Genomic DNA, 20,775 nt, shown 5'->3' with positions numbered 1-20,775 from the left:
GTGGAGGACCTTTGGCTGCAAGCACCAGCTTTGGATTGCGGCCTTTCTCCCCGGTATTTTCGTCGCGCGCGCGGCAACGCTTGGGCTATATCTAGCTGATGGCTTCGGATTCGTGGCCTTGTGATGATAAGGACAGTGTGTGACCGACGACGTGACGAACCAGCCGCCGCCGCTGGCAGGCGGCAACGCCTGGCGAGGCGATCCGTTGCTGATCCAGCTTGCCGAGCGTTTTTCCGATCCCGTGCGCAAGGATATCGATGGGCTTGGCCGTTTCGTGCTGACGCAGGAGGCGCAGGAACTGGCTCGCCTCGCCAATGTCGAGACGCCGAAGCTCAGGACCCACGACCGCCAGGGCCGGCGCATCGATCTGGTCGAGTTCCATCCAGCCTATCATGCGCTGATGCGCCGGTCGGTGGCGAATGGGCTGCATTCGTCGGTCTGGGAAAATGGCGATGCCGAGATCGGCCGCCGCCATCAGGTGCGCGCCGCCCGTTTCTACCTGACTGCCCAACTCGAAACCGGGCATCTCTGTCCCATCACCATGACCAGCGCATCGCTGGCAGCGCTGATGGCAAGCCCAAAACTGTTTCGCGAATGGGCGCCGCGGGTGACGACACGCAAATACGACCAGAGCCAGAAGCCGCCGGTGGAAAAAGCCGGGCTGACGCTCGGCATGGGCATGACCGAGAAGCAGGGCGGCACCGACGTCCGCGCCAACGTCACCAGGGCCGAGCGCGCCGGCAGCAGCTTCTATCGGCTGACCGGCCACAAATGGTTCATGTCGGCGCCGATGTCGGATGCATTCCTGGTGCTTGGACAGGCGCCGGAAGGACTTTCGTGCTTTCTCGTTCCGCGCATTCTCGGCGATGGCTCGGGCAACGGCTTCCGCTTCCAGCGGCTGAAGGACAAGCTTGGCAACCGCTCCAACGCCTCGTCCGAAGTCGAGTTCGTCAATGCCATCGGCGAGATGGTCGGCGAGCCCGGGGCAGGCGTCAAGACGATCATGGATATGGTGACGCTAACCCGGCTCGACTGCGCGATCGCCTCGTCGGCGATCATGCGAGCCGGGCTGGCCGAAGCCGTCCACCACACCCGTCACCGCCAGGTGTTTGGAACCAATCTGATCGAGCAGCCGCTGATGCAGCGCGTGCTGGCCGACATGGCGCTCGACGTCGCCGCCGCCACCGCGCTGTCATTCCGACTGGCGCGCTCGTTCGACGAGGCGGCCGGCGATCGCGGCGAGGCGGCTTTTGCGCGCGCCATGACGCCGGTCGTCAAATACTGGGTCTGCAAGATCGCACCGCCGCTGCTCTATGAGGCGATGGAGTGCCTCGGCGGCAATGGCTATGTCGAGGAGGCGCCGCTCGCCCGCTACTATCGCGAAGCTCCGGTCAACGCGATCTGGGAGGGATCGGGCAATGTCATGGCGCTCGATGTGCTGCGCGTGCTGGGGCGTGCACCCGGCCTGTTCGAGGAGGTGCTGGCCGGCATCGATCGCGATCTCGGCGCCGGCGGGCGCGGCACCGTCGGTGTGCTCAAGGCAGCCATGCAGGTCGCGGCAACCGATGAGGGCTCGGCCCGTCTGCTCACCGAGCAACTGGCGCTGTCGGCGGCGGCGGCGGAGCTTCGCAGGCTGGGGGCAGGGCGGATCGCCGACGCCTTCGTCGAGACGCGCCTCGCCGGCCAGTGGCGCAACACCTATGGCATGCTCGATTCGCGCCATGACGCGCGTATGATCATCGACACGCTCTACCCCCCGGTCACCTGAAGCGACTTCGGCAAGGTTTCTCGTCGTCTGTCGCGCCGCTAGTTGATTGCGAGCGCGGCGCAAATAATCTGAGACTTTGGGAACTCCCACGTTCGCGCCCGATTAGATAGGGTTGTTGTATACGGCGACGACAGGCTCATGCGCAGCGAGATGGCAATGGCAGTCAATTTCAGCGAGCTTCTGGATGCGTTCGAATTCGTGAACTCCGGCGGAGCCGGCGAAAATGAGGCCTATCTGTGCATGGAAACAGGCAAGATCTACTGGCATTCGGAATGGGTGGACGATGTCGAAGAACTGCCTGACGACCTCGAGGACAGCGAAAGATACATCGCCATTCCGGACAAGCGCGAACTCGATCTCGGCAAACCGCTGGTGCTGTCCTTCGCGCGCCACCACCTGCCCGACGATTACGACAAGGTTCGGGAGATCTTCAGCCGGGCGGGTGCCTATGCCCGATTCAAGGATCTTTTGGAGCACAGGGGCGCCGTTGATCGATGGTACGACTTCGAGCAAAAAGCCACGGAAGAAGCGTTGAAGACCTGGTGCGCGGATAACGACATCAAGGTCAGCAGCTGAAGTTGAGGGAGAAGGTAAGAAGGAATCCAGCGCGATGCTGATGAGGGCAAGCGCGGTTCTCCCTTCTCCCCTTGTGGGAGAAGGTGGCCGCGAAGCGGCCGGATGAGGGGTGTTCCAGGGAACGCCCACGCCTCATTTCTTCCAGCACCCCTCATCCGTCTCGGCGCTGCGCGCCGATCCACCTTCTCCCACAAGGGGGAGAAGGTAAGAACGAATCCAGCGCCGCTGTGGATGACCGTTAACCTTAACAAATGGTTTCCATTGCAGCGGCAGGCCGCAAAGCCCACTGTCCTGTCTACGGAAGCAGGAACGCTATGCGGCATATATTGAGCTCCTTGATGGCGAAGGCGGCGGCGCACAACGCGGCGCTCTCGCGCATTTCAGGCCTCCTGGACACGAACTTGTGGCCGGACACGAACTTGAGGGACCGCTGATGCGCACCTTGTTCGCGCTATGGGCGACGCCGCTCGCCCTGTTCTGGGGCTGGTTCTTCCTGTCGTTCAACGACATCAATTTCGGCTACGTCATGCTGAGCCGCCAATTGCATGACCTCGTCTTCCAGCTCTATGGTGAGATGCTTGGCATCGATCCGGCGCTCATTCCGGGCATGGTGGCAAAGGCCTGCATCCTCGACAGCCTGCTGCTCATGGCGTTTTGGGCGTTTCGCCGACGCCGGGTGATCGGTGGCTGGATCAGGATAATGCGCGACCGCTATTTCGACCAGGCGTCGACGCCGAGCGCCTGAAGCCGGTCGAGCGCGCCCTGCAGAATAAAGGCCGCCGCGGCCGAATCGATCTTGCCGGCGCGTTTGCGGCGCGAAAAATCCATCTCGATCAGCGTCCGCTCGGCCGCCACCGTCGACAGCCGCTCGTCCCATAAGACGAAGGGCAGGTCGGTCACACCAGCCATGTTACGGGCGAAGGCGCGGGATTTCTGGGCGCGCGGGCCTTCCGACCCGTCCATGTTGACCGGCAGGCCGAGCACCACGGCCCCGACATTCTCTTTCTGCAGCAAGGCGAGCAGCACTGCGGCATCCAGCGAGAATTTCCTGCGCATGATGACGGGACGCGGGTGGGCGAAGGCAAAGCCCCGGTCGGAAACCGCCACGCCAATCGTCTTGTCGCCAAGGTCGAGCCCGGCCAGCGTCTTGCCGTCGCCGAGCCGCGCCGGCAACTCCTCGATGGTGATGATGCTCAACGGCTTTCCTCGAACCATACGCCGCAAAGGACGCTGTGGGACTTTAATTTCACTGCCGGCGTTCTATCCTTTGGCGAAGCAAAAATCGAGGAAGGCATCCATGAAACTGACCTGGTACGGACATTCCGCGTTTCGCGTCGAAACCGCCGAGGCGAAAATCCTCATCGATCCCTATCTGATCGGCAATCCGTCGTGGACGGGCGGTTGGGAAGAGCCGGCGGAAGGGGTCACGCATGTTCTGTTGACCCACGGCCACAGCGACCACATCAGCGGTGCGCTTGAAGTGCTCGGGAAAAGCGGCGCCATGCTGGTCGCCAATTTCGAGATCTGCATGTATCTGGTCGGCAAGGGCGTCAGCGACAAGAAGGTCAATCCGGGCAATATCGGCGGCACGATCGATTGCGGCGGCTTCACCACCACCTTCGTCCAGGCGCTGCATTCCTCGTCGTTCCCGGGCGACAAGGGCCAGAACACCTATCTCGGCAACCCCGGCGGGCTGGTGCTGCATTTTCAGGAAGACAAGACGCTCTATCATATGGGCGACACCGACATCTTTACCGACATGGCGCTGATCAACGAATTGCACGAGCCGAAGATCGGCATCGTGCCGATCGGCGACCGCTTCACCATGGGCGGCGCGGTGGCAGCCCTTGCCTGCCGGCGCTTCTTTCAGTTCGAGACGGTCATTCCCAGTCACTTCGGCACGTTTCCGATCATCGACCAGACCGCCGACAAGTTCGTCGCGGGGTTGGAGGGTTCCGGCGTGAAGGTGGCGTTGCCGGAGATCGGCGGGACAATCACCTTGTAGAGTAGACTATGCACCTTGTAGAGCATGCCAAAGGCGCTGCTGTTCGCTGCGACGGCGTTGCGCTGCCATCGACCTTCCGGGCCGGTTCTCGGCACGATGCATGTTGCGCGGCACGCGCCGCGCCGCTATAGCGCGGACTGGTTTTCCCGAGGCACAAGCAAATATGTCCGTTGATCTGCAGACAGTGAAGCGCGTCGCGCGTCTCGCCCGCATTGCGGTGAGCGAGGCGGATGCCGAGCGCATGACCGGCGAGTTGAACGCCATTCTCGGCTTTGTCGAGCAGTTGAACGAGGTCGACGTCGCCGGCGTCGAGCCGATGACGTCGGTCATTCCGATGGAGATGAAGAAGCGCCCGGACGTCGTCACCGACGGCAGCAAGGCGGCCGACATCGTCGCCAACGCACCGGCCACCGAAGAGAATTTCTTCCTCGTTCCGAAGGTCGTGGAGTAGCGCGCCGATGGCAATCGAGATCGCCATCGAAACGCCGCTGCAGGACGACGTGCGCGGGCTGGTCAAGGAGCTCAACGACACGCTGCTGGAACTGACGCCGCCGGAGCACTGCTCCCACATGACCGTCGAGCAGATGGCCGACAACGACACGACTGTCTTCATCGCTCGCGACAACGGCCTCGCCATCGGCTGCGGCGCGCTGAAACGCCATGACGGCGCCGTCGGCGAGGTCAAGCGCATGTACACGCGGCCTTCGCATCGCGGGCAGAAGATCGGCGCCGGGATCGTCGAGCGAATCGAGGCGCTGGCGCGCAATGAAGGACTGAAACGTCTGGTGCTGGAAACCGGCGACCGCCATCCGGCTGCGTGGACCGTCTATGAACGCGCCGGATTTTCGCGCTGCGGCCCGGTGCTGGACTATCCCGATTCCGGGTGGTCGGTGTTTTACGAAAAGAGCCTTGCCTGATGAGCGACCTGACCCACCTGACGATTTCGCAGGCCCGCGCCAAGCTGCGCGCCCGGGAAATCACCGCAACCGAGATCACCGAAGCCTATCTCCAGGCAATCGAGCGGGCCAATCCGGCGCTCAATGCCTATGTCGTCGTAACCGATGACAAGGCGCGCGACATGGCCAAGGCCTCGGACGCAAAGCTTGCGAAGGGCGAGGGCGGGTCTCTCGAAGGCATTCCGCTCGGCGTCAAGGACCTGTTCGGCACCGAAGGCATCCACACCCAGGCCTGCAGCCATGTGCTGGACGGCTTCAAGCCGCACTACGAATCGACCGTCACCGCCAATCTGTGGGCCGACGGCGCCGTCATGCTCGGCAAGCTCAACATGGACGAGTTCGCCATGGGCTCGTCCAACGAGAGCTCCTACTACGGCCCGGTCGTCAATCCATGGCGGCGTTCGCGCGTCGACACGATGGTGATGCCGACCACGCATCAGGGCGATGGCGGCTTTGTCTCGGCTGGCGGCACCAGAACCGCGCGCACGCTGGACAACGCCCAGCTCGTGCCGGGCGGCTCGTCGGGTGGCTCGGCCTCCGCCGTTTCGGCGTTCCTGTGTGCCGGTGCCACCGCCACCGACACCGGCGGCTCGATCCGCCAGCCCGCCGCCTTCACCGGCACGGTCGGCATCAAGGCGACCTACGGCCGCTGCTCGCGCTGGGGCATCGTCGCCTTCGCTTCGTCGCTCGACCAGGCCGGTCCGATCGCCCGCGATGTGCGTGACGCCGCGATTCTGTTGAAATCCATGGCCTCGGTCGATCCGAAGGACACCACCTCGGTCGACCGCCCGGTGCCGGATTACGAGGCGGCGATCGGCAAGCCGATCAAGGGCATGAAGGTCGGCATCCCCAGGGAATACCGCGTCGACGGCATGCCCGACGAGATCGAGGCGCTGTGGCAGAAGGGCATTGCCTGGCTGAAAGATGCCGGCGCCGAGATCGTCGACATTTCGCTTCCGCATACCAAATATGCGTTGCCGGCCTATTACATCGTCGCGCCCGCCGAAGCCTCGTCGAACCTAGCTCGCTATGACGGCGTCCGCTACGGGTTGCGCGTGCCGGGCAAGGACATCGTCGACATGTACGAGAAGACCCGCGCCGCCGGCTTCGGCCGCGAGGTCAAGCGCCGCATCATGATCGGCACCTATGTGCTCTCCGCCGGCTACTACGACGCCTACTATCTGCAGGCGCAGAAGGTGCGCAACCTCATCAAGCGGGATTTCGAAAATGCATTCACTGCCGGCGTCGACGTCATCCTGACGCCGGCGACGCCGTCGGCGGCCTTCGGCATCGCCGACGAGGACATGGCCGCCGACCCAGTCAAGATGTACCTCAACGACATCTTCACGGTTACCGTGAACATGGCCGGACTGCCGGGCATCGCCGTGCCAGCAGGGCTCGACGCCAAGGGCCTGCCGCTCGGCCTGCAGCTCATCGGCCGGCCGTTCGACGAGGAAACCTTGTTCCAGACCGCCCATGTCATCGAACAGGCTGCGGGTACGTTCCAGCCGGAAAAGTGGTGGTAGTGTCGTTTCCCACCTGAAGGGGTGAGGGGCGTCGCCTACCGGCTGTCGGGCCGCATCGATCGGCTTTTTCCCGGACCGGGTGTCGGCTCGGGCGGCTGACCGATCACGGCTTGCCGTGCCGCCGAGAAGAACTGGCGACGCACCAGAACCGCCAGCAACAGCAGCGTCGACAGCACGAATACTTTTGGGTCGACGAACCAGCCGAGATAGCCGATCGAGAAGAACACGCCGCGCATGCCGGAATTGAAATGTTTTCCGGCCAGCATGTTCATGCGCGCCGCCCGCCATACCGCCGTCTCGCTGACCGGGTTGCGTGAAGCCTCGCCGTGCGGGATCGGCACCGCACCGATCAGAATCGAGCAATAGTTGAACAGCCGGTAGGCCCAGCCGAACTTGAAAAAGGAATAGGCAAGGATCAGCACCAATCCGAACACCTTCATCTGAAAGGCGGAGCGGGACGACGTCGCGCCGAGCGGCAGGTCGCTCAGCACCGAAACAACCTGATCGGAGGCGCCGAGCAGGGCAAAACAGCCGCCGATCGCAATCAGCGAACTGGAGGCGAAGAAGGCGGTTCCCTGTTGAAGGCCGGCCATGATGGCGGTGTCGACAATGCGGACCTCGCGTTCGGCCATGTTCCGCATCCAGGCTTGACGCTGGACGTTCATCGCCGTCGTCAGCGACATGCGCCTGACCAGCTTTCCGTCGGAGGCGAGCGTATGCAGCACCCACACGAAAACGAAGAAGGCAAGCGCAACGAGGTCTGCCGTCGACAAATGGAAGGAATCGCCCATGCAACCCTCTTACCACAAGCGGTGGCGGCGCTTCGATGGCGGAACGCAACGATGTCGCTGCCGGAGCAAACAAGGTCGGCAGGTGCAGCGCCGCAATCTTCGAAAGAGCGGAAACATCACAGGAATTCCTATATGTAAATTCCAATAGGAGAGCGACGCGTGTTCCTTTCGGTTTTCGACCTGTTCAAGATCGGCATTGGACCATCGAGTTCGCACACGATGGGACCGATGACGGCTGCGCGGCGTTTTCTCGACGAGGTCGCGGGAGATGACTGGCCACGCCCGGTCGGCGCCAAGGTCGACCGCATCGCCGCCAGCCTGCACGGCTCGCTTGCCTATACCGGCATCGGCCATGGTTCAGATCGCGCCGTCGTGCTCGGGCTTGCCGGCCAGACGCCGCAGACGGTAGACCCCGATCAGGCCGACAGCATCGTCGACCGTATCGCCTCCGAGAAGCGGATTTCGCCGCCCGGCCATCCGTCTTATCGCTTCGACCCGGCCACGGATCTGGTGCTGGATCGCAAGACGCCGCTTTCCGGCCACGCCAACGGCATGGCTTTCTCCGCCTATGATGCCGACGACCGCCTGCTGCTCAAGCGCATCTACTATTCGATTGGCGGCGGCTTCGTGGTTTCCGAAGAAGAACTGCAGCGGATGAAGGCGAAGGGCTCGGTGACGAGCGAAGGCAAGAAGGTTCCATACCCCTTCAAGAATGCTGTCGAGATGCTGTCGATGGCCGCGAAAAGCGGTCTTTCCATCGCCGACATGAAGCGCGTCAACGAAGAGACGCAGATGTCGCGTGAAGAACTCGACGCCGGCCTCGACGGCATCTGGAGCGCCATGAAGAGCTGCATCGAGCGCGGCCTGTCGCAGGACGGCATCATGCCGGGCGGCCTGAAGGTGCGCCGACGCGCGCGACAATTGCATGACAAGCTGCAGGAGCAGTGGCGGCAGAACCGGCCCAATCCGCTGCTCGCCAACGACTGGCTGTCGATCTATGCCATGGCGGTGAACGAGGAGAACGCCGCCGGCGGGCGCGTCGTCACCGCGCCGACCAATGGTGCTGCAGGCACGCTGCCGGCGGTGCTGCGCTACTGGCTGCATTTCCATCCCGAGGCCGACCAGCCAAGCATCCGCGATTTCCTGCTGACCGCAGCAGCGGTCGGCGGCATCATCAAGACCAACGCTTCGATCTCGGGCGCCGAGGTCGGCTGCCAGGGCGAGGTCGGTTCGGCCTCGGCGATGGCGGCAGCGGGGCTGTGCGCCGTGATGGGCGGCACGCCTGAGCAGGTCGAGAACGCCGCCGAGATCGCGCTTGAGCATCATCTCGGCATGACCTGCGATCCGGTCGGCGGGCTGGTGCAGGTGCCTTGCATCGAGCGCAACGCGCTCGGCGCCGTCAAGGCGGTGACTGCCGCGTCGCTGGCCATCAAGGGCGACGGCGTTCATTTCGTGCCGCTCGATGCCGCGATCGAGACCATGCGCCAGACCGGCCTCGACATGAACGAGAAATACAAGGAAACCAGCCTCGGCGGACTGGCCGTCAATATCGTGGAATGCTGAGCCAAACCTTGCACTGTGGATTGGCGCCGTGGAGAACAGAGGCACTGTGGAGAAAGTCGGCACTGTGGAGAAAGTCGATTGGGCCAGTTGACGCCTTCGCGCGCCGGACTAAACCTTGATCCATGTCCCTCAATCTCATAAAGCTCTGCGTTGGCTGCGACAGCGTCGAAGATCTCGAAGAGTGGATCGCGTTCCGCCTCGACGAACGGCGGCGTACCGGTGAACCGGTCGAGCACTACCACACCACCCGCATGACGCCGACGCGCAGCGCCGAGGTCACCGATGGCGGTTCCCTCTACTGGGTAATCAAGGGCAACGTGCAGTGCCGCCAGTTGATCACCGAAATCCGTCCTTTCACCGATGACGAGGGTATCGGCCGCTGTCACCTGATCCTCGATCCCGCGGTCGTGCCGACTGAATGGCAGCCGCGCCGCGCCTTTCAAGGCTGGCGCTATTTGAAACCGTCGGACGCACCGGCCGATCTCTCCAAGGGCAAAGCGGGATTGGTCGAAATGCCGCCGAAACTCAGGCGCGAGCTTGCCGATCTCGGCCTTCTCTAGGAAGGCCCCAAAATTCAAAGCTGCGGTGATCGCCGGCCCTCCAGATAGCCTCATGCTGGGCTTGCAAGCTGTGCGACAACGCCACATCTTGAATGTTATGAGCGACAAGAAGCAGCCCGTGCCCGCAAAGGCCAATCCTGCGCCGGTCGAATCCCAATCGAGCACCGGCGAGATCGACGCGTTTATCCGTCAGGCAAGGACGCTGGCTGCGTCCGCGACCGGTACTGGCAGGCTGATCCTTTCCCTCGACGCGACCATGAGCCGCCAGCCGACTTGGGATCTCGCCTGTGCGCTGCAGGGCGAGATGTTCGACGCCGTCGGCAAGGCCGGGGCGCTCAAGGTCCAACTGGTCTATTTTCGCGGTTTTGGCGAGTGCCGCTCATCCGCATTCGTCACCGATACGAACGCGCTGAAGCAGCTGATGACGCGGATCGAATGCCGCAGCGGCCACACCCAGATCGGCAAGGTGCTCGCCCATGCGCTGAAACAGACGGCGGCGGCCAAGGTCAACGCGCTGGTCTATATCGGCGACGCGATGGAGGAAAATATCGACGATCTGGCGGAAAAGGCCGGCAGCCTCGGCCTGCACGGCGTTCCTGTCTTCGTCTTTCAGGAGGGCCATGATGCCGGCGCGGAAAAGGCGTTCAAGGATATTGCGCGGCTGTCCAAAGGCGCCTGGTTCCGATTTGATCGGCGGGCCGCCGCAACCTTGGCCAGCCTGCTATCGGCGGTTGCGGTGTTTGCGACGGGCGGGCTGAAGGCTCTGGAGGCCAGGGGCAGGCCGGAAGACCGGCTGATGATCGAGCATCTGCGGAGCGGCAGGAAATGATGGGCGCGACTATCGCATTCGTGGCGTTGCTTTTGGTGCTGCTCGGCGTGGCCATGGTGTTTCTGCGCTCCGACCCCGCGAAACTCGCAAGCTGGATGAGGACGCTTGGGCCTGTCCTGCTGGCGCTGATCGGCGTCGCCGCGCTTCTGGTTGGACGCGCAGGCATCGGCGGCTTGATCCTGTCGACGGCGCTCGCCTGGTATGGCTCGATGCGGATGAAGCGGCCAACGGCGAAACTGGAGCCGGGCAAGTATTCGACGGTGCGCACCGCGGCCCTCGAAATGGAGCTTGATCACGATACCGGCAATCTGGAGGGGCTCGTGCTCGCCGGCCGCCATGAAGGCAAGATGCTAGGCACGATGAGCCTTGCGGAATTGCAGCAGCTTTATCGCGAACTCCCCGGCGACCCGGAGAGCCGCCAGCTGCTAGAGACGTATCTTGACGGCAGATTTCCCATCTGGCGCAAAGACGCGGAGGCGAATGGTGGCGACGGGCTGGGTGTTTCGCCAGGTTCGGGCGCCATGACTAAGGAGGAGGCCTACAAGATCCTTGGTCTTGAAGCGGGGGCCGCCGCGGCGGATGTCCGCAAGGCGCACCGCCGCCTGATGCAGCGCCTGCACCCCGATCTCGGCGGCACTTCGTTTCTGGCGGCGCGGATCAACGAAGCCAAGGACGTCTTGCTCTCCAATCACAACTAGTCTCCTTCGACGCAGAATTCTTCCGGGAGATGTTTCGACGCCGCCTACTGGTGGACGGCGTAGCACTCGATTTTCTTTTTCTTCAGGGCGTTGCAGGCTTTCGAGGCGGCAGTCTTCGAGCCAAAGCCGAACCGGGCGCGGTAGTAGGTGACGCCGCCCTTCTCGAAGGCGACGGTGAAGCCCACAGCATCGGCCAGGACCGACGGCGCCTGTTTGCTCGTCTCGTCCAGGAGAGCCTGGGCTTCGGACTGTTTTGGCGAAGAGGCGACCTGGACTGCCCAGCCGGACGGCACCGATGCCGTGTTGACGGGATCGACCTTTGCCGGTTCGCCATAGGCTGCTGCGACCCGTGCGGTCGCCACATCGTCCGCCGTGGCCGCGGCCACGGTTTCGACCTTCTTGGTCCGAGAGACGGGCCTGGTCTCCACGACGGGGGTGGCTTCTTCAACGACGGGCTCGGTTTCCTCCACCAGAGAGGCAATGGCATCGCCGTCCGGGGCCTCGTTGTACGCCGCATCGTCGTCCGGCCTGCTGTCCGGCGTTGGCGCGTCGCGCTTGGGCAGGAATACTTTCGCCAGCGCGGTGATCGGGTTGCCACCACTGGCCTTGGCGATCAGCATGCCGCTGCCGCGCGACGACGCCTTCGGCAGGTAGGTTTTGATCAATGCGGCCATCTGGTTGTCGCGGCTGCCGCCGGATTTCCCGCCTATGACCACCGCGACGATGCGGCGATCGCCGTCATCGACCGAGGAAACGAGATTATAGCCGGAGGCGCGGGTGTAGCCAGTCTTGATGCCGTCGACGCCCTTGATGCGTCCAAGCAGCCGGTTGTGGCCGTTGATGCGCCTGCGGCCGTAGAGAAAGGAACGCTGCGAGAAATAGCTGTAATACTGGGGAAAATGCTCCCGCAGCGCGATGCCGAGCACCGCCATATCGCGCGCGGTGGTGAACTGACCAGGATTTGGCAAGCCGTGGGCGTTGCGGAAAACGGTCCCCTTCATGCCCAGTGCCCGCGCCTTGGCCGTCATCATGTGGCCGAAATTGGCTTCATTGCCGCCGAGAAGTTCGCCGATTGCGGTTGCCGAGTCGTTTGCCGACTTGGTCACCATCGACAGGATCGCGGTCTCGACGGTGATCGCGCCGCCCCGTTTGACGCCGAGTTTGGTCGGCGGTTCGGCAGCAGCATTGGCCGAGAAGACGACGCGGGAGTTCTTGCCGATCTTGCCGTTCGCCATGGCCTCGAAGGCCAGGTAAAGCGTCATCATCTTGGTGAGCGAGGCGGGATAGCGTCGGCCATCGGCATTCTGGGAGTAAAGCACCTTGCCGGTCTTGGCGTCGATGACGATGGCCGCCGACCTTGCCGCCAGGGACGAAGCAGCGCCGGCAACGACGAATGTCATCGCCAAAGCGAGGATCATGATCGTTTTCAAGGAGGACGCGGATTTGGAGAGAATGCCCGACAACGCCTGACGCACCGATGGTTCCTTTGAATTTTTGTTGCGGTGGAGGCGGCAAAGGGGTCCTGCCTCACTTCAAGCCAAGCTATCGCGGCCAGCGTTACCAATCCGTTTATGGTAACCGCGGCGTTCACCATTTTCTTCGAGCTTGAGCTTTTCTTTATTCGAATCTTAGCCATTTCCCGACGGTTGCGCCGATTTGCTGGCCGGATGGCCGGGGCCGCACCCGGTGAAACCTGCACTCGGTAAAAAACTTGACTTTTGTGCAGTGCACAATATATTGCTTGCATTGCACAACGCGGCCCGGGACAAGGCCGCGTCCACCGCTCAAGGACAACTGGCAAGGGATTGCGTGAATGACCCAGACCTATGAAGATTTCAGCAAATACGGCAAGGAGTTTGCGGATAGCGGCTTGAAGAGCTTCGCATCCCTTTCCAAGGGCGCGCAGGCCATCGCCACCGAGGCGGGCGAGTACACCAAGAAAAGCTTCGAGGCCGGCAGCGCAGCAGCCGAGAAACTTTTGTCGGCCAAGTCGCTGGAGAAGGCGATCGAGATCCAGTCCGATTTTGCCAAGCAGTCGTACGAAGCCTTCGTCACCGAAGCCACCAAGATCGGTGACCTCTATGCCGAACTCGCCAAGGAAGCCTACAAGCCGTTCGAATCGATCGTCGCAAAGGCGAAATAATCTCGCTACAAGATGTGAACACGGCCCTTGGGCCAGCAAGACGGACCCGGTCGCGAACGTGCGGCCGGGTTTTTTTCATGGCAATCAAGTTTCCAGCCGATCGACGCTGATCTAAACAGCAATGAGCCAGCTTGTCGGTTTAGCTTAAGGGCGAATGATGCATGGGTCGATAAATGATGCCGGCGCTCCGCTAACGCTGGAACACATCAGCCGAAGCTTCGGCGACACCCAGGCGCTGGATGACGTTTCGCTTTCGATTGCGCCTGGAGAGATCGTCTGCCTGGTCGGCCAGTCCGGTTGCGGCAAATCCTCGCTTTTGCGGATCATTGCAGGCGTCGATACTGCGGACAGCGGAAGAATTCTGCTCAATGGCATTGAGATCGCGGGCGCGAAGAGCTTTGTCGAGCCCGAAGACCGCAACATCGGATTCATGTTCCAGGATTATGCCCTGTTCCCGCACCTGACCGTCGAGGAGAACGTGGCCTTCGGCCTCAAGCGGCTGTCGCGGCGCGAGGCGAGCGCCCGTGCGGCCGAGGTGATCGCCCGAATCGGCATCCAGGCGCTTTCCGGCCGTTATCCACACACGCTTTCAGGTGGCGAGCAGCAGCGAGTCGCACTGGCGCGGGCGCTTGCCCCAAAACCCGTCATTCTCCTGATGGACGAGCCTTTCTCGAACCTTGATCGTGGCCTGCGGGAGCGGGTGCGCGAGGAGACCATTTCAACGTTGAGAGCCTTGGGGACGACGGCGATCCTCGTCACGCACGACCCGGAGGAGGCCCTTTCCGTCGGTGACCGGGTTGTGCTGATGCAGGAGGGGCGGGTTGTGCAGGTCGGGACGGGCTACGATATCTATGATCATCCCAACTCACTCTACGCCGCCGAATTTCTGTGCCCGTGCAACAGGGTAGAGGGCACCTACCGCGATGGCCGGGTCGAAACGGTGCTGGGCACCTTTCCAGCCCGGCTCGATCTTCCGGAAGGCGGCAAGGCGTTTGCCTGCATCCGCCCGCAGGCTGTCTCCCTTTCAGGTCCCGACGAAGGTCTGCCGGCGCTTGTCGTCAACCGCTCTTTTCTGGGTGAGATCGAACAATTGCTGGTCAGGATCGAGGGCGTTGCTGACCTCTTGCGCTTGCGCACCACCAGCCGGATCGATGTAAAGCCGGGTGAGCCGATCCACCTGACCGTAGATCCAGGCGGCGTCCTGATATTCGCTGCGGCATAAGTCGCAAGCGCTCTGGCCGCAAAGTAACTTGACTAAATTAGTCACATATGATCGAGCAATTCCTGGCTGTCAACCAATGCCGGCCGCACCAATCAATTAATGGAGGACCGCTTCATGAAGAGCCTTTCCACATTGCGACTCGCCCTGGTGGGCGGCGTCTTCGCCCTCGCTGGCGGGGCCAGCGCCATGGCGGCCGAACTGAACATCTACACCACGCGTGAGCCTGGGCTGATCCAGCCGCTGCTTGACGCCTTCACCGCCTCGAGCGGCGTCAAGGTCAATACAGTCTTCATGAAAGATGGTCTGGCGGAGCGTGTGGCCTCGGAAGGGGAAAGCTCACCTGCCGATATTCTCATGACGGTCGATGTCGGCAACCTCGCTGACCTGGCCGAAAAAGGCCTGACGCAGCCGGTCGTATCCGATGTTCTGAAAGCCGCGGTCCCGGAGAACCTGCGTGACCCGGCCAACAACTGGTTTGCTCTGTCGATGCGGGCCCGCGTACTCTACGCGGCCAAGGATCTCGATCTTGCCGCGTTCAACTACGAGGACCTGTCCGATCCAAAATGGAAGGGCAAGGTCTGCATCCGGTCCGGCCAGCATCCCTACAACACCGCTCTTTTCGCCGATTACATCGCACATAACGGCGCCGAGGCGACGGAAGCATGGCTTGCCGCCGTCAAGGGGAATCTCGCCCGCAAGGCGGGCGGCGGCGACCGCGATGTGGCCAAGGACATCCTCGGCGGCATTTGCCAGATAGGCATCGCCAATTCCTACTACGTCGGACTGATGCGCTCCGGCAAGGGCGGTGAGGAGCAGGTCGCCTGGGGCGACGCGATCAAGGTCGTCCTGCCAACGTTCAAGGATGGCGGCACGCAGGTCAACGTCAGCGGCGCGGCCGTCGCAAAGCATGCGCCGAACAAGGGTGAGGCGGTCAAGCTGCTGGAATATCTGGTCTCCGACGACGCCCAGACACTCTATGCCAAGGCAAATTTCGAATACCCGGTCAAGGCCGGCGCTCCGATCGACCCGATCATCGCCTCGTTCGGCGCGTTGAAAGTCGATCCCGTGCCGATGACGGAAATCGTCAAGCATCGCAAGCAGGCAAGCGAACTGGCCGAGAAGGTCGGCTTCGACAACTGATGGGCGATCCGGGCGTGGGCAGTGCTGCGCCCGGTGATCTCCCGATGTCGGATGTCGACCTGCGAAGAGCCTCCACTGTGAAGGTCGCCCGGTACTGGTCCGGGCGACTGTGGTTCATGGCGACCGTGCTTGTCGCTGTGCTGGTGGCGACTCCGGTTCTCGCCCTTATCTGGCAGGCGCTGCGGGGATCGAGCGGGCTCTGGCCGCATCTCCTCGCCTATGTGCTGCCACAGGCCTTCCAGCAGACCACGGCGCTACTCATCGGCGTCGGTGTCCTCGTCACGCTTCTTGGCACCTCGACGGCCTGGCTTGTCACCGCCTATGACTTTCCCGGCCGCAGGTTTCTCGAATGGGCGCTGCTCCTCCCGCTCGCGGTGCCTACTTACATAATCGCCTACGTCTATCTCGATCTTCTCCATCCGATCGGCTTGGTCCAGGGTGCGGTCAGAGCGGCCCTTGGCTACACCAGCGCACACGAATTCCGCCTTCCCGACATCCGGTCGATGGCCGGCTGCATCGTGCTGCTCGGCTTCGTGCTCTATCCCTATGTGTACCTGACGACGCGGGCGATGTTTCTCACCCAGGCGGCCAATCTGGTCGAGGTGTCGCGCACGCTTGGAAGTGGCAAAGGCGGCGTCTTCTGGCGCGTTGCGCTGCCGCTGGCGCGTCCGGCGATCGCTGTCGGCGTCAGCCTCGCGCTGATGGAGGCGCTGAACGACATCGGTGCCTCTGAGTTCCTGGGCGTGAAGACACTGACGGTCTCGGTCTACACGACATGGGTGACGCGGTCCGACCTGCCGGGCGCGGCGCAGATTGCGCTCGCCATGCTGTCATTGGTGGTCGCGCTCGTCACAACAGAGCGTTGGGCGCGCCGTCGTCAGCGTTATTGGTCGAGCGCACAAAAGGCGCGGAGTTTCACACCGCATCGTCTCGGCACCGTTTCCGGCCTGATGGTTTTTGCGCTCGGCCTTTTGCCGGTGTTCATCGGGTTCATTGCCCCGGCGAGCTATCTTGCCGTCGAGGCGTGGAAGCGCGTCCGTTTCGCAGGACTGTCGCCCCGGCTCTTGTCGGAAACGCTCAACACCGTCACCTTGTCGGCCATGGCTACGCTCGCAATCCTGCTCTTCGGCGTGGTCATCGCCTATACGGCGCGCTCGCTTCCCGGCCGTGTCACGGCGGCTTTGCAGCGGATTTCCACGGTCGGCTATGCGATGCCCGGCACCGTGGTGGCCATCGGAATATTGTTGCCCGTCGCGGCCCTCGATCAGATGATCGACCGAACCGCGCTCGCATGGCTGGGCGCGCCAACCGGCCTGCTGCTGATCGGGTCGGGAGCAGCGCTCGGCTACGCCTATGTCGCACGCTTCCTGGCGATTGCGGTCGGTTCGGTCGAGGCGGGCTTCAGCCGCATTCCGCGCTCGTTCGATCACGCCGCACGCAGCCTCGGCCAGAATGTGACTGGCACATTCCGGCATATTCATCTGCCGCTTTCGAAACCGTCGCTCGTCGCTGCGGGCTTGCTCGTGTTTGTCGATTGCATGAAGGAGTTGCCGGCGACGCTTCTGTTGAGGCCGCTTAATTTCGAGACCCTGGCGACGCATCTCTACGGCGAGGCCGCGCGCGGGACCTACGAGGAAGCCTCGATCGCGGCACTTGCCATAGTTCTCGTCGGCATCTTGCCTGTCGCTGTTCTCGCTCGTGTTGGACGCTGGAAATCCTGAGTGTGCCCGGCCTTAACAGTCTCGATGGCACCTAAAGCGCGTCTGAAGGGATCATGCGACTCCAGGTTCGTTATTCAGATGCATGTTGTTTTGTTAGCTGACGCATCTACGATAAATCGTAAGTGCTCCACGCCTATCGGATCGTGCCGCCAAAGCGACGGGTCGGAAACCGCTCAACCTATCGACCGAAGCAGTGGGCAGCATGACAGAGTTCAGGCTTCGTTTTCCCTTGCCGCTGACTAGCGTACTTTCGATGCGATGCCCTCAATTTGAAATCAGGGGCTCTGCTGCCTTCACGATTTCGAAAAATCGGTCAAGTTTGGCCACCTAGCCATATTGTCAGCTAAACAGAAGGGCTTAAAATCATTCATCGAACACCTACATGTCGAACGCGCATGGGGATTCGAAAAGGCAGGGTTACGTGACGACAGGTTTGACTGCCACAACAGATGTGGTGCGGATGCAAAACGGCAGCGACGGCAACGAGACCGGTCGCGGCACGGCCGTCATCACGCGCACCAAAACCAAGACCAAGAAGCCTAGCTTATATCGGGTCCTCATTCTCAACGACGACTACACGCCCATGGAATTCGTGGTTCACGTGCTGGAGCGTTTTTTCCAGAAGGACCGTGAAGCCGCCACACGCATCATGCTTCATGTTCACAATCATGGAGTGGGCGAGTGCGGGGTCTATACATTCGAGGTGGCCGAGACCAAAGTGTCTCAGGTCATGGATTTCGCCCGACAGAATCAGCATCCGCTGCAATGCGTGATGGAGAAGAAGTGAGGTAACATGCCGGCTTTCTCCCAAGGCCTGGAAAAGGCGCTTCACCAGGCGCTGACGCTCGCCAATGAGCGGCACCACGAATACGCAACCCTTGAACACTTGCTGCTCGCGCTCATCGACGATACCGAGGCGGCCGCGGTCATGCGCGCCTGCAACGTCGATCTCGACGAGTTGAAGCATACGGTTCTCACCTACATCGATACTGAGCTCGACAATCTCGTTACCGGCTACGACGAGGATTCCAAGCCGACGGCCGGTTTCCAGCGGGTCATCCAGCGTGCGGTGATCCATGTGCAGTCGTCCGGCCGCGAGGAAGTCTCCGGCGCCAACGTGCTCGTTGCCATATTCGCCGAGCGCGAGAGCCATGCCGCCTATTTCCTGCAGGAACAGCAGATGACCCGCTACGACGCGGTCAATTACATCTCGCATGGCATCGCCAAGCGGCCCGGCGCATCCGAGACGCGGTCGCCGCGTGGCGCCGATGACGAGCAGGGCCAGAGCGGCGCCGAGCCGCAAGAGGACAGCAGCAAGAAAAAGCAGCAGCAGGACGCGCTGACCGCCTATTGCGTCAATCTGAACAACAAGGCCAAGGCCGGCAAGATCGATCCGCTGATCGGCCGCGAGTCCGAGATCAACCGCACCATCCAGGTGCTGTGCCGCCGTTCCAAGAACAATCCGCTCTACGTCGGCGACCCCGGCGTCGGCAAGACGGCGATCGCCGAGGGCCTCGCCAAGCGCATCGTCGAGGGCGACGTGCCGGAAGTGCTGCACAACGCCACCATCTTCGCGCTCGACATGGGGACATTGCTGGCCGGCACCCGCTATCGCGGTGATTTCGAGGAGCGGCTGAAGCAGGTCGTCAAGGAGCTCGAGGATTATCCGGGCGCGGTTCTGTTCATCGACGAGATCCACACCGTGATCGGGGCAGGGGCGACGTCTGGCGGCGCCATGGATGCGTCGAACCTGTTGAAGCCGGCGCTGTCGTCCGGAACGATCCGCTGCATCGGCTCAACCACCTACAAGGAGTTCCGCCAGTTCTTCGAGAAGGACCGCGCCTTGGTGCGGCGCTTCCAGAAGATCGACGTCAACGAACCGACCATCGAGGACGCCATCGAGATCATGAAGGGTCTCAAGCCGTATTTCGAGGAGTTCCACAAGGTTCGCTACACGGCTGAGGCGATCAAGGCTTCGGTCGAACTGTCGGCGCGCTACATCAACGACCGCAAGCTGCCGGACAAGGCGATCGACGTGATCGACGAGACCGGCGCCTCGCAAATGCTGGTGCCGGAGGCCAAGCGCAAGAAGACCATCGGCATCAAGGAGATCGAAGCGACGATCGCCACCATCGCCCGCATTCCGCCGAAGACGGTTTCCGCCGACGACGAGAAGGTGCTGGCCGGTCTCGACATCGAGCTGAAGCGCGTCGTCTACGGTCAGGACACCGCGATCACGGCTTTGACCTCGGCGATCAAGCTGGCGCGGGCCGGCCTGCGCGAACCGGAGAAGCCGATTGGCTCCTACCTGTTCTCGGGACCGACCGGCGTTGGCAAGACCGAAGTGGCAAAGCAGCTCGCGGCCTCGCTCGGTGTCGAGCTGATCCGCTTTGACATGTCCGAATATATGGAACGCCACACCGTCTCACGGCTGATCGGTGCGCCTCCCGGCTATGTCGGCTTCGACCAGGGCGGCCTGTTGACCGACGGCGTCGACCAGCATCCGCATTGTGTGCTGTTGCTGGACGAGGTCGAGAAGGCGCATCCGGATCTGTTCAACATCCTGTTGCAGGTCATGGACCATGGCAAGCTGACCGACCACAACGGCAAGCAGATCGACTTCCGCAATGTCATCCTGATCATGACCACCAATGCGGGCGCCTCGGATGCGCAGCGCGCGGCGATCGGTTTCGGCTCGACCAAGCGCGAAGGCGACGATGTCGAGGCGATCAACCGGCTGTTCACGCCGGAGTTCCGCAACCGTCTCGATGCGATCATCCCGTTCGGCTCGCTGCCGGTGCCGGTCATCCACCAGGTGGTGCAGAAGTTCGTCATGCAGCTCGAGGCCCAGCTCTCCGAGCGTGGCGTCACCTTCGACCTGTCGCAGGAGGCGATCGCCTGGCTGGCCGAGAAGGGCTATGATGAGCGCATGGGAGCACGGCCGCTCGGCCGCGTCATCCAGGAGCACATCAAGAAGCCGCTGGCCGACGAGGTGCTGTTCGGCAAGCTCAAGAAGGGCGGCACGGTGCGTGTCACCGTCGACAAGAAGGAGACCGGAGAAACCGGGCTCAAGCTCGAGTCACTCGCCGACGAGGCGCCGGTCAAGCCGAAGAAGGAAGAACCGGACGACACGCCGAAGCCCAGGAAAGCGGGGGGGGCGGAGCCGCGCCCCGCAAAAACGGGGGGGGCGTAGGGGGGGGCCGACAGGGAAGGTGGGGGCCAAACCACACGGGGGGCGGCGCTCGCCCCCCCCAGGTGGTAGCCGCGAAAAGAAAAA

20 protein-coding genes are annotated in these 20,775 nt (G+C 62.5%); 17 read left to right on the top strand and 3 right to left on the bottom strand.

The genetic code is table 11. The annotated features are described in order from the left end of the window. Window positions 1-139: 139 nt before the first annotated feature. The 3 genes from AC0L2R_RS08795 to AC0L2R_RS08785 all read left to right on the top strand — a co-directional run bounded on the left by AC0L2R_RS08795 (window position 140) and on the right by AC0L2R_RS08785 (window position 3,089). On the top strand, window positions 140-1,768 hold the full coding sequence (locus AC0L2R_RS08795; RefSeq protein ID WP_023801194.1) for a DNA alkylation response protein: 1,629 nt from the start codon (window positions 140-142) through the stop codon (window positions 1,766-1,768). 156 nt (window positions 1,769-1,924) lie between these two features. Next, a complete protein-coding gene (locus AC0L2R_RS08790) occupies window positions 1,925-2,344 on the top strand; it encodes a UPF0158 family protein (RefSeq protein ID WP_473508485.1) in 420 nt (139 codons plus the stop codon). A gap of 403 nt (window positions 2,345-2,747) precedes the next feature. Further along, the gene (locus AC0L2R_RS08785) at window positions 2,748-3,089 is read left to right on the top strand and encodes a DUF6105 family protein (RefSeq protein ID WP_473508484.1); all 342 of its coding nucleotides are present in this window, start codon (window positions 2,748-2,750) and stop codon (window positions 3,087-3,089) included. On the opposite strand, the gene ruvX is transcribed toward AC0L2R_RS08785, so the two are convergent. Then, on the bottom strand, window positions 3,056-3,541 hold the full coding sequence (ruvX, locus tag AC0L2R_RS08780; RefSeq protein WP_473508483.1) for a Holliday junction resolvase RuvX: 486 nt from the start codon (window positions 3,539-3,541) through the stop codon (window positions 3,056-3,058). The two genes, AC0L2R_RS08785 and ruvX, sit on opposite strands and share 34 nt — an antisense overlap. Window positions 3,542-3,641: 100 nt before the next feature. Here ruvX and AC0L2R_RS08775 point away from each other — a divergent pair, with 100 nt between their 5' ends. The 4 genes from AC0L2R_RS08775 (at window position 3,642) to AC0L2R_RS08760 (ending at window position 6,831) form a co-directional block, all read left to right on the top strand. Next, window positions 3,642-4,349, top strand: coding sequence for a metal-dependent hydrolase (locus AC0L2R_RS08775; RefSeq protein ID WP_473508482.1), 708 nt, complete (start codon window positions 3,642-3,644; stop codon window positions 4,347-4,349). 163 nt (window positions 4,350-4,512) lie between these two features. Continuing rightward, window positions 4,513-4,800, top strand: a complete 288-nt coding sequence (gatC, locus tag AC0L2R_RS08770) for an Asp-tRNA(Asn)/Glu-tRNA(Gln) amidotransferase subunit GatC (RefSeq protein WP_128168140.1) — start codon at window positions 4,513-4,515, stop codon at window positions 4,798-4,800. A gap of 7 nt (window positions 4,801-4,807) precedes the next feature. After that, a complete protein-coding gene (locus AC0L2R_RS08765; RefSeq protein ID WP_023801201.1) occupies window positions 4,808-5,266 on the top strand; it encodes a GNAT family N-acetyltransferase in 459 nt (152 codons plus the stop codon). After that, window positions 5,266-6,831 carry an amidase gene (locus AC0L2R_RS08760; protein WP_473508481.1) on the top strand — a complete coding sequence of 522 codons (1,566 nt, stop codon included), beginning with the start codon at window positions 5,266-5,268 and terminating at the stop codon, window positions 6,829-6,831. The genes AC0L2R_RS08765 and AC0L2R_RS08760 overlap by 1 nt, the downstream gene beginning before the upstream one ends. Before the next feature lie 35 nt (window positions 6,832-6,866). Here AC0L2R_RS08760 and AC0L2R_RS08755 read toward each other — a convergent pair whose 3' ends face one another. Next, window positions 6,867-7,622 carry a DUF599 domain-containing protein gene (locus tag AC0L2R_RS08755; RefSeq protein ID WP_023801203.1) on the bottom strand — a complete coding sequence of 252 codons (756 nt, stop codon included), beginning with the start codon at window positions 7,620-7,622 and terminating at the stop codon, window positions 6,867-6,869. A gap of 159 nt (window positions 7,623-7,781) precedes the next feature. Here AC0L2R_RS08755 and AC0L2R_RS08750 point away from each other — a divergent pair, with 159 nt between their 5' ends. The 4 genes from AC0L2R_RS08750 (at window position 7,782) to AC0L2R_RS08735 (ending at window position 11,272) form a co-directional block, all read left to right on the top strand. Then, entirely contained in the window at window positions 7,782-9,185 is a 1,404-nt protein-coding gene (locus AC0L2R_RS08750) for an L-serine ammonia-lyase (protein WP_473508480.1), read from the top strand. A 122-nt stretch (window positions 9,186-9,307) separates the two neighbouring features. After that, window positions 9,308-9,745: a DUF1489 family protein gene (locus tag AC0L2R_RS08745; protein ID WP_473508479.1), complete on the top strand. Its 438-nt coding sequence runs from the start codon at window positions 9,308-9,310 to the stop codon at window positions 9,743-9,745. 97 nt (window positions 9,746-9,842) lie between these two features. Beyond that, on the top strand, window positions 9,843-10,574 hold the full coding sequence (locus AC0L2R_RS08740; RefSeq protein ID WP_473508478.1) for a VWA domain-containing protein: 732 nt from the start codon (window positions 9,843-9,845) through the stop codon (window positions 10,572-10,574). Further along, the gene (locus tag AC0L2R_RS08735) at window positions 10,571-11,272 is read left to right on the top strand and encodes a DnaJ domain-containing protein (RefSeq protein WP_198032858.1); all 702 of its coding nucleotides are present in this window, start codon (window positions 10,571-10,573) and stop codon (window positions 11,270-11,272) included. Before AC0L2R_RS08740 ends, AC0L2R_RS08735 begins: the two co-directional genes overlap by 4 nt. A gap of 44 nt (window positions 11,273-11,316) precedes the next feature. Here AC0L2R_RS08735 and AC0L2R_RS08730 read toward each other — a convergent pair whose 3' ends face one another. Further along, window positions 11,317-12,747 (bottom strand): D-alanyl-D-alanine carboxypeptidase, encoded by a 1,431-nt coding sequence (locus tag AC0L2R_RS08730; protein WP_473508477.1) that lies wholly within the window; start codon window positions 12,745-12,747, stop codon window positions 11,317-11,319. 338 nt (window positions 12,748-13,085) lie between these two features. Here AC0L2R_RS08730 and AC0L2R_RS08725 point away from each other — a divergent pair, with 338 nt between their 5' ends. The 6 genes from AC0L2R_RS08725 (at window position 13,086) to clpA (ending at window position 20,691) form a co-directional block, all read left to right on the top strand. After that, window positions 13,086-13,415: a phasin family protein gene (locus AC0L2R_RS08725; protein WP_473508476.1), complete on the top strand. Its 330-nt coding sequence runs from the start codon at window positions 13,086-13,088 to the stop codon at window positions 13,413-13,415. Between the two features lie 154 nt (window positions 13,416-13,569). Then, a complete protein-coding gene (locus AC0L2R_RS08720; RefSeq protein WP_473508475.1) occupies window positions 13,570-14,637 on the top strand; it encodes an ABC transporter ATP-binding protein in 1,068 nt (355 codons plus the stop codon). A 114-nt stretch (window positions 14,638-14,751) separates the two neighbouring features. Continuing rightward, window positions 14,752-15,777: an extracellular solute-binding protein gene (locus AC0L2R_RS08715; protein WP_473508474.1), complete on the top strand. Its 1,026-nt coding sequence runs from the start codon at window positions 14,752-14,754 to the stop codon at window positions 15,775-15,777. Beyond that, on the top strand, window positions 15,777-17,498 hold the full coding sequence (locus tag AC0L2R_RS08710) for an ABC transporter permease (protein ID WP_473508473.1): 1,722 nt from the start codon (window positions 15,777-15,779) through the stop codon (window positions 17,496-17,498). The genes AC0L2R_RS08715 and AC0L2R_RS08710 overlap by 1 nt, the downstream gene beginning before the upstream one ends. Window positions 17,499-17,958: 460 nt before the next feature. Next, a complete protein-coding gene (gene clpS, locus AC0L2R_RS08705; protein WP_023801212.1) occupies window positions 17,959-18,285 on the top strand; it encodes an ATP-dependent Clp protease adapter ClpS in 327 nt (108 codons plus the stop codon). A gap of 6 nt (window positions 18,286-18,291) precedes the next feature. Then, window positions 18,292-20,691, top strand: a complete 2,400-nt coding sequence (gene clpA, locus AC0L2R_RS08700) for an ATP-dependent Clp protease ATP-binding subunit ClpA (protein ID WP_473508472.1) — start codon at window positions 18,292-18,294, stop codon at window positions 20,689-20,691. The last annotated feature ends 84 nt before the right edge of the window (window positions 20,692-20,775 follow it).

The organism is Mesorhizobium sp. WSM4820, from assembly GCF_055811075.1.
Note: the sequence above shows the minus strand (reverse complement) of the source record. Positions and strands in the feature narration are given on the sequence as shown.

Bases quoted from the DNA above. Each gene is read 5' to 3' on its own strand.
- AC0L2R_RS08790 (WP_473508485.1), top strand. From the start codon at position 1,925: ATGGCAGTCAATTTCAGCGAGCTTCTGGATGCGTTCGAATTCGTGAAC.
- AC0L2R_RS08775 (WP_473508482.1), top strand. From the start codon at position 3,642: ATGAAACTGACCTGGTACGGACATTCCGCGTTTCGCGTCGAAACCGCC.
- gatC (WP_128168140.1), top strand. From the start codon at position 4,513: ATGTCCGTTGATCTGCAGACAGTGAAGCGCGTCGCGCGTCTCGCCCGC.
- AC0L2R_RS08765 (WP_023801201.1), top strand. From the start codon at position 4,808: ATGGCAATCGAGATCGCCATCGAAACGCCGCTGCAGGACGACGTGCGC.
- AC0L2R_RS08760 (WP_473508481.1), top strand. From the start codon at position 5,266: ATGAGCGACCTGACCCACCTGACGATTTCGCAGGCCCGCGCCAAGCTG.
- AC0L2R_RS08755 (WP_023801203.1), bottom strand. From the start codon at position 7,622: ATGGGCGATTCCTTCCATTTGTCGACGGCAGACCTCGTTGCGCTTGCC.
- AC0L2R_RS08745 (WP_473508479.1), top strand. From the start codon at position 9,308: ATGTCCCTCAATCTCATAAAGCTCTGCGTTGGCTGCGACAGCGTCGAA.
- AC0L2R_RS08740 (WP_473508478.1), top strand. From the start codon at position 9,843: ATGAGCGACAAGAAGCAGCCCGTGCCCGCAAAGGCCAATCCTGCGCCG.
- AC0L2R_RS08735 (WP_198032858.1), top strand. From the start codon at position 10,571: ATGATGGGCGCGACTATCGCATTCGTGGCGTTGCTTTTGGTGCTGCTC.
- AC0L2R_RS08725 (WP_473508476.1), top strand. From the start codon at position 13,086: ATGACCCAGACCTATGAAGATTTCAGCAAATACGGCAAGGAGTTTGCG.
- AC0L2R_RS08720 (WP_473508475.1), top strand. From the start codon at position 13,570: ATGATGCATGGGTCGATAAATGATGCCGGCGCTCCGCTAACGCTGGAA.
- AC0L2R_RS08715 (WP_473508474.1), top strand. From the start codon at position 14,752: ATGAAGAGCCTTTCCACATTGCGACTCGCCCTGGTGGGCGGCGTCTTC.
- AC0L2R_RS08710 (WP_473508473.1), top strand. From the start codon at position 15,777: ATGGGCGATCCGGGCGTGGGCAGTGCTGCGCCCGGTGATCTCCCGATG.
- clpS (WP_023801212.1), top strand. From the start codon at position 17,959: ATGCAAAACGGCAGCGACGGCAACGAGACCGGTCGCGGCACGGCCGTC.
- clpA (WP_473508472.1), top strand. From the start codon at position 18,292: ATGCCGGCTTTCTCCCAAGGCCTGGAAAAGGCGCTTCACCAGGCGCTG.